At 77.1% G+C, this 7,394-nt stretch carries 5 protein-coding genes; 3 read left to right on the top strand and 2 right to left on the bottom strand.

Annotated features, from left to right (window positions below):
• Nucleotides 1–87 precede the first annotated feature (87 nt).
• The gene (locus IE170_RS13505) at nucleotides 88–735 is read right to left on the bottom strand and encodes an HD domain-containing protein (protein WP_189809592.1); all 648 of its coding nucleotides are present in this window, start codon (nucleotides 733–735) and stop codon (nucleotides 88–90) included.
• A 116-nt stretch (nucleotides 736–851) separates the two neighbouring features.
• On the opposite strand from IE170_RS13505, the gene IE170_RS13500 reads away from it, so the two are divergent.
• Entirely contained in the window at nucleotides 852–1,547 is a 696-nt protein-coding gene (locus tag IE170_RS13500) for a copper homeostasis protein CutC (RefSeq protein WP_189809591.1), read from the top strand.
• 500 nt (nucleotides 1,548–2,047) lie between these two features.
• On the opposite strand, the gene IE170_RS13495 is transcribed toward IE170_RS13500, so the two are convergent.
• Nucleotides 2,048–4,177: a HelD family protein gene (locus tag IE170_RS13495; protein WP_373298984.1), complete on the bottom strand. Its 2,130-nt coding sequence runs from the start codon at nucleotides 4,175–4,177 to the stop codon at nucleotides 2,048–2,050.
• 335 nt (nucleotides 4,178–4,512) lie between these two features.
• Here IE170_RS13495 and IE170_RS13490 point away from each other — a divergent pair, with 335 nt between their 5' ends.
• On the top strand, nucleotides 4,513–4,698 hold the full coding sequence (locus tag IE170_RS13490; RefSeq protein ID WP_114058050.1) for a hypothetical protein: 186 nt from the start codon (nucleotides 4,513–4,515) through the stop codon (nucleotides 4,696–4,698).
• Between the two features lie 705 nt (nucleotides 4,699–5,403).
• Nucleotides 5,404–6,282 carry a glycosyltransferase 87 family protein gene (locus IE170_RS13485; protein WP_189809590.1) on the top strand — a complete coding sequence of 293 codons (879 nt, stop codon included), beginning with the start codon at nucleotides 5,404–5,406 and terminating at the stop codon, nucleotides 6,280–6,282.
• Nucleotides 6,283–7,394 lie beyond the last annotated feature (1,112 nt).

The raw sequence follows: 7,394 nt of genomic DNA, 5'->3' as shown, positions 1-7,394 counted from the left end.
GGGGGTCAGGCTGGGCTTCGGGCATGCCTTTCACGAACCGGAGCAGGCGTGATCGCATTCCCGGGCCGGCCGGCCCGGCCCGGGTGGTCAGCCGGTGAGCGCGGCCAGTTCGGCGGTGAGGTTGCGGCGGGCCGGCGCCTCCCAGTGCGCGGCCCCGTACGGGGTGCGGAAGAGGCGGGGCAGGTCGAGCAGCTGCCGCAGGACGGCGGCGCGGCCGGCGCGGAAGGCGTCGTCGGGGACGAAGCCGTATTCGGCGCGCACGGCGGCGGCGTACGCGGCGTAGGCGTCGGGGTCGGCGGCGAGGACGGCCAGGTCGGCGTCGCAGAGGACCTCGCCGTTGGTGTCGCCGGGGGCGGGGTCGTGGGTGGTGGTGAGCCGGACGAGGCGGGCCACCTCGGCGGTGCGGTCCTCGGCGATGCCGAGTTCGCGGAGGGCGCGTTCGGCGAGGGCGGCGCTGCGCTCCTCGTTCTCGGAGCGGTCGGGCCGGTAGACGGCGTCGTGGAACCAGGCGGCGAGCTCGACGGCGGCCCGGTCGGCGGCGGGCGCGTCCGCGGAGAGTACGTCGATCCGGGCGAGGACGTCGGCCAGGTGGGCGGTGGTGTGGTAGCGCCGCTGGGGCTCCGACCAGGCGGCGAGGAGGCGGTCGGCGTAGGGGCCGGCATCGCGGTCGGCGGGGGCGCCGGCGGAGGCGGCGGTGGCGAGCCAGCGGGAGCGGAGGCGGTCGGCGGAGTCCATGCGGACATTGTGGGTGGTGGCGTGAAGGTGCTGGTGATGGGTGGGGGTGCCCCGTACCCTTGATATTGGACTAGACCTATTTTTCCCATCAACAGTTTTCCCGAGGAGTGGGCCCAATGAGCAACCGTGCAGTCCTGGAGGTGATCGCCCTCGACGCGGAGGACGCGGTCGCGGCCCAGGCCGGTGGGGCGGACCGGCTGGAACTGGTCAGCGACATCGCCGCCGACGGGCTCACCCCCGCCCGCGAGGTGTTCGCGCGGATCCGGGCCGCCGTCGACATCCCCCTGCGCGTGATGCTCCGGGCCGCCGACGGCTTCTCCGCCGGCTCCGCGGAGGACCTGGAGCGGCTCGGCGCGCAGGCACGCGCGCTGCGTGCCGAGGGTGCGGGGGAGTTCGTCCTCGGGTTCCTGAACCCGGACGGCAGCCCCGACGTCGCCGCCGTCGAGGCGGTCGTCGCCGAGCTTGACGGCTGCCCGTGGACGTTCCACCGGGCGATCGACCGGGCTGCCGACCGGGAACAGGCGCGGAAGGCCCTCGCGGACGTGGCCGGGCTGGACACGTACCTGACCGCGGGTTCCGCGGACGGCGTCGACGACGGGCTGGCGGTGCTCGCCGCGGAGGCAGGGCGCAGCGGCGAGCCGGGCTACGGGGCACGGCTGATGGTGGGCGGCGGCCTGCGCCTGGAGCACCTGGAGGGGCTGCGGGCGGCCGGTGTCGACGCCTTCCACATCGGCGGCGCGGCCCGCCCGGACGGCTGGGGCGGCCCCGTCTCCCCGGTGGCCGTCGAGGCCTGGCGCACGGCCCTGGCGTAACGCCGTTCCCCCGCGGGCGCGGACCAGCGACGGCGTATCGGCACCCCCGCAGGCGGTGCCGGGCCAGGCGAGGCCTCAGTCCGGCGCACGGCCTGCGTGAAGGGCCCGCCGCGGGTGTGGCTCGTCGGGGCGCGGGCCCGGGGCGGGCCGGCGCCCCGACGGGATGCACGTGACGTCTACGGCCTCGCGCCCAGCGACGGCGTATTGGCACCCCGGCGGGCGGTGCCGGGCCAGGCGAGGCCTCAGTCCGGCGCACGGCCTGCGTGAAGGGCCCGCCGCGGGTGTGGCTCGCCGGGGCGCGGGCCCGGGGCGGTCGCCCGGCCGACGGGGCCGACGTCCGGTGCACGGTCCTGCGGGACGCACCCGCCGCCGAGGCTCGGCGCACCGTTCCGGCGTGACGCCTTCTCCGCGCGTGCGAGCCGCCGGGGCGTGCCGGCGTAACGGCGCCCGCGCGGGTGCGGGCGGCCGGCGCGCGGGCCGCCGGGCCTGCCGCCGCGGCGTCAGCCGGCCAGTGCGGCCGGCAGGGGCCGGGAGTGGACGGCGGTCAGGCCCGACACGGCTCGGGTGAGGCAGACGTACAGGCGGCGCAGGCCCGTCCGCTCGTCGGGCTCGCCCGCCACCACCGCGGCCGGCTCGTCCAGTACCACGTAGTCGTACTCCAGGCCCTTCGCCAGCGACGCCGGGACGAGCGTCAGCCGAGACTGAGCCGTCGTCTCCTCGCCCGGGGACAGCCACGCCATCCCGGCCGCCTCCAGCGCCTCCGCCAGCTCGGGGATGCGGGCGTCGGCCGCGATCAGGCCGATGGACCCCTCCCGTTCCAGCGACGCGCGGCAGGCGGCCAGCACCTCGTCCGTCTGCCGCTCCGGGTCCCCGACCTGCGCCACCACCAGCGAGCCGGGCGTCTCGCGCACCGACGAGACCGGCGCCAGCCCCGGCGAGATCGACGGCAGCAGCCGCGACGCGTACGCGATGACCTCCCGCGGCACGCGGAAGCCCGCCGTCAGCTCCTCGACCTGCGCGTCCGGCTTGCCCAGATGGGTCAGCGCCTCCGCCCAGCCGCGGGTCGCCCACGGCGTGGTGCCCTGCGCGAGGTCGCCCAGGACGGTCGCCGAGCCGGTCGTGCAGCGCCGGCCGACCGCCCGGTACTGCATGGGCGACAGGTCCTGCGCCTCGTCGAGGACCACGTGGCCGAGTGACGGGGTGCGCTCCACCAGGTCGGCGGCCTCGTCGATCAGCACCAGGTCCGCCGGCGACCACTTCGCCGACCGCACGCTGCGCGGCGGCTTCTCCCACAGCAGCAGCCGCTGCTCGTCCGCGGTGAGGACCCCGTCCGCGTGCGCGGCGAGGAACTCCGCGTCGGACAGCAGCCGCAGCACCAGCTTCGCCGGGTCGACCGCCGGCCAGACCGCCTTGACGGCCGCCTTCACCGCCGGGTTGCGGGCCACCGCGTCCTGGACCCGGTCGTCGGGCGCCTCGCCCGCCTGCTCCATCCGCACCAGCACCGTGTGCGCGATCCGCTGCGGCAGCGCGTCGCGGGCGGCCCCGTAGCGCATGTCCCGCGCGAGGAGCTCGGAGACGATCTCCTGGAGTTCGTACGCCGGCACCCGCCACCGGCGCGAGCCGCGGACGACGACCAGCGGCTCGGCCGGCTCGGACACGTGCGAGCGGACCGCCCGCCGCAGCACCTCGGCCATGCGGGCGTCGCCCTTGACGACGGCCGTCGCCGCCGCGTCGGCGCCGCGCACCTCCAGGCCGTCGCGGGCCACCAGGTCGTCGACGGTGGCCTGCTCGACCTCCAGCTCGCCGAGCGCCGGCAGGACCTGCTCGATGTACTGCAGGAAGGAGCGGTTCGGGCCGACGACGAGGGTGCCGGTGCGGGCGAGCCGCTCCCGGTGCGCGTACAGCAGGTAGGCGACGCGGTGCAGGCCGACGGCGGTCTTGCCGGTGCCCGGCCCGCCCTGGACGCACACGGAACCCGCGAGCCCGGAGCGGACGATCTCGTCCTGTTCCGGTTGGATCGTGGCCACGATGTCGCGCATCGGGCCGACGCGGGGCCGCTCGATCTCCTGCTGGAGCAGGCGGCTGACGGTCGCCGCCTCGGCCGGGTCGGACAGGTGCTCGTCCTCGTACGCGGTCAGCTCGCCGCCCGTGTAGCCGAAGCGGCGGCGCAGGGCGACGTCCTGCGGGTCCGCCTTGGACGCCCGGTAGAACGGCTGGGAGACCGGCGCACGCCAGTCGATCACCATGGGATCGCCCTCGGTGTCGTGGACGTGGCGGCGGCCGATGTAGAACTGCTCGCCCTCCCCGCCCTCGGCCAGGTCCGCGCCGGGCGCGTGCAGGTAGTCGAGGCGGCCGAAGAAGAGCGGGGTGTGCGCGAGGTCGGCGAGGGCCTTGATGCGGTCGTCGATCTGCGCCTGGAGGACGAGCGCGTTGACCCAGTTCGCGGTCACGTCGCGGATGTCGAGGGCCTCCACGTCGGCGCGCATGGCGCGCAGGGCGGCGCGGGACGCGGCGAGGTGCGCCTGTTCGCGGGCCAGGGGGGCCACGGCGCCGGACGCGGCGACTGCGGGCGCGGGGGCGGCGGGGACGGCGGACTCGGGGACGGCGGACTCGGGGGCGTGCGCGGGCACGGCAGGGCCTCCAGCTGCTGGTCTGCGGGGTTCGGGTGCGACAGCGGTGCGATGCGAATGCCCGCCGGTTTCCGTGCGGCGGGCGCTCTCCCCGATGGGGCTGCGGGAGGCGGCGGAAGCGGAGATTGTAATCAGCGCCCGGCAGTCACGCGAACGGAATTCGCCGTCCGGAAGGGCCCGCGGCGCGTTACCCCGTACGGGTCCCCTACCTCGGAGTGTCAGACCTGCGGGTGGGGGCGGCGGTCCGGCATGGGCCGACAGGAGGAGGCCGGACCCCGTGCGGTTCAGCCCCGGGAGCGATGCGCGCCCGGCCCCTGTGAACGCACCATGGAGACATGAGCACCGCAACCTTCTCCCCGGTCCACGGGGGCCGCCCGAGCGGCGCCACCGCAGCCACTTCCGGCCCCCACCGCCACCTCATAGGAAACGCGCTGCGCGCCGTGAAGGTGTTCGCCGCCGCTGCCGTGAGCGTCGTCGTCATGGGCGAATTCGCCGAGGACGCGGGCGTAGCCCGCCGCTGACCCCGGCGGCCCCCCGAACCCGCCTCGTGCGGCTCACCCGCACCTTCTCGGTGGCCCGCCCGCGCCTTCGGTGGTCCGCCTCCGCCTTCTCGGTGGCCCGCCCGCACTATCCGGGCAGCCCGCCCGTCTTTCGGCGGTCGGCCCGCGTCTCCGGGGCGGTCCGTCCGCGCCTCGTCGGCGGTCGGCTTCCGCCTTCTTGGCGGTCCGTCCGCGTTCTTCCCGGTGGTCGGCCCGCGCCCTGTCGGCGGTCCGCCCGCATCTCGGGGGTGGCCCGCCCGCGCCTCGTCGGCGGTCCGTCCCCGTCCTGTCAGCGGTCGGCCCGCGTCTTCGGGGTGGTCCGTCTGCGCCTCGTCGGCGGTTGGCCTCCGCCTTCCGGGCGGTCTGTCCGCTTTCCTCTGGGTGGTCGGCCCCGCGACTTGTCGGCGGTCGGCCCCTTCGAGGTGGCTGTTCGCACCTTGTCGGCGGTTGGCCTCCGTCTCCTGGGAGGTCCGCGCCGCGTCTTCTGTACCCCACAGGCGCCTTACGGGGTTCCCCCCTCCGCCTCTTGGGCGTCTGCCCGCCTCCTGAGCAGCCCGCCCTGCCTCGTGGGCAGGTCGCCCGCTTCTTCGGCGTCGCGCGGGCACGTCTTCGGCGGCGGCCGGCCCGGTCGTCGTTGACGGCCGGATTCCGGCGGGGCTCCTGCGTTGATCCACTAGGGTCGCGCGCGTGACCCTCCGCGCCCCTTCCCGCCCCGCGCCGGCACTCCTGGCCGGCGTGCTGGTCACGGCTCCGCTTCTCGCCCTCGGCGTCCTGTGCGTCCTGCTGCGGGTCCCCGCGGCGGACTCGCTCGTCGCGGGCCTTGCCGACGGGCTGTCCGCCGCCGAGTGGCGCCCGCCCGCCGCGTATCCGCCGTTCGCCGCGATCATGTTCACCCCGGCGGCCTGGCTGCCGACCGGCATCCTCAAGGCCGTCCTCGTCCTCGGCAACGCGGGGCTGCTCGCCCTGCTCGTGCTGCTGTCCTGCCGCCTCGCAGGGTTGCGGCCCGGGCCGGCAGGCGTCCTCGCCGCAACCACCGCCGGGCTGTGGGTGGAGCCGCTGTTCCAGACCCTGCTGCCCGGCCAGGTCAATCTGGCGCTGGCCTGCCTGGTCCTGTGGGACCTCGGCCGGCCGGGCGGCGCGCTCGGCAAGGGCTTCGGCGTCGGCACCGCCGCCGGGATCACCCTGGCGCCCGCGGTGTTCGTGCCGTACCTGTTGCTGACCGGCCGGGTCCGGGCCGGGCTGACCGCGCTTGCCGCCTTCGCCGGGACGGCATTGCTCGGGCTGCTCGTCCTGCCCGAGGAGTCCGCGGCGTTCTGGGCCCGTCTCGCCGCGGCCGGCCCGAACCTGCTGCCGTACTGGCCGCACCTGTGGGTCTGGGCCGTCCCGGCCCTCGCCTACGCAGCCCGCGCCGCCCTGCCCGCCGCAGCCGCGCCACACCACGCGGTGCCCCGGCCGGCCGAAGAGGTCGAGCCGGTCGGGGCAGCCGGGCCGACCGGGCCGGTCGGGCGGGCAGGAGGGTCCCGACCCGCCTGCCGCGGCCAGCGGTGGGGGCAGCCGGCCCGGTAGGGCGGCCGAGGCGTCCCGCCCAAAGCGCGCCCCGCCAAGGCGCACGCCATCGGGGTGTGCCCGGTCGGCCCGCGAGGTCAGGCCGCCCGTGGCGACGGCAGTAGGCCGCCGAGCCGGTCGGGCGGGGCGGGGTGTTTCCGGTCCGCCTGCGGTGGTCAGCCCAGAGAGCAGGCGGCTCCATAGGGGCGGCCGAGGCGTCTCGCCAAGGCGCAGGCCACCAGGGTGTATCCGTTGGCTGGCAGGTCAGGCTTCTCGAGCAGGCCTCGGTGTCCGGGTCCGCTCAGCCGCGTCCCGTGGCGATGACAGCCGGACTGGCCAGGCCGCCCGGGGCCCGCCGGGCCCGCCGGACCGGTCGAGGGGGCGGGGTGTCACGGCCCGGCCCACCTGCTGCGGCCGGCGGTGGGGGCAGAAACAGCCCATAGAGGCGACCGAGGCATCGCGCCATGGTGCGCTCGCCGAGGCGTGCGCCAACCAGGGGGTCCGGTCGGCCGGCGAGGCCAGGCCCGGTCGAGCAGGCCGGGGTGTCTGGGTCCGCCAGGCCAGGGCCCGTGGGCGCGGCAGTAGGCCTGGCCGGGCCCACTGGGTCGGCCAGGGCCGCCGGGCCGGTCGTCAGGGCGGGGTGTTTCCGGTCCGCCTGCCGCGCCCAGCGTTGGGAGCGGTCGGCCCGGCAGGGGCAGCCGAGGCGCCCGGCCAAGGCGCGCCCCCGGTGCGCCGGTCAGCCGGTGGGGCCGGGCCGGTCGGTGGGGTTTTCCAGCCCCTGGCGCAGTCAGCGGTGCGGGCAGTCGGGCCGGTAGGGGCAGCTGAGGCGCCCGGCCAAGGCGCGTCCCCCGGGTGCGTCCGGTCGGCCGGGGCCGACCGGCCGCGGCCAGCGGTGGGGGCAGGCGGCCCGGTAGGGGCGGCCGAGGCGTCCCGCCAGGGTGCACCCCGCCAAGGCGCGCCCCATCAGGCGGCGGCCGGTTCGGGCCGGGTGGCGCGGCTCGTCCCGCCGCAGCGCGCGGTGCGGGCGGCCGGCCCGGCTGTCCGGCCGGGCCATCCGCCGCCGGCCTCCGGGCCGCCGCCGCGCCGCCCGCTCCGGGGCGGCAATGGCCGGTTCGGCCCGGGGCCGCCGAAGT

It is taken from the genome of Streptomyces toxytricini, from assembly GCF_014649915.1.
Taxonomy (GTDB): Bacteria; Actinomycetota; Actinomycetes; order Streptomycetales; family Streptomycetaceae; genus Streptomyces; species Streptomyces toxytricini.
The sequence above is the reverse complement of the archived record's forward strand: the minus strand, read 5'-3'. Positions and strand labels throughout refer to the sequence as shown.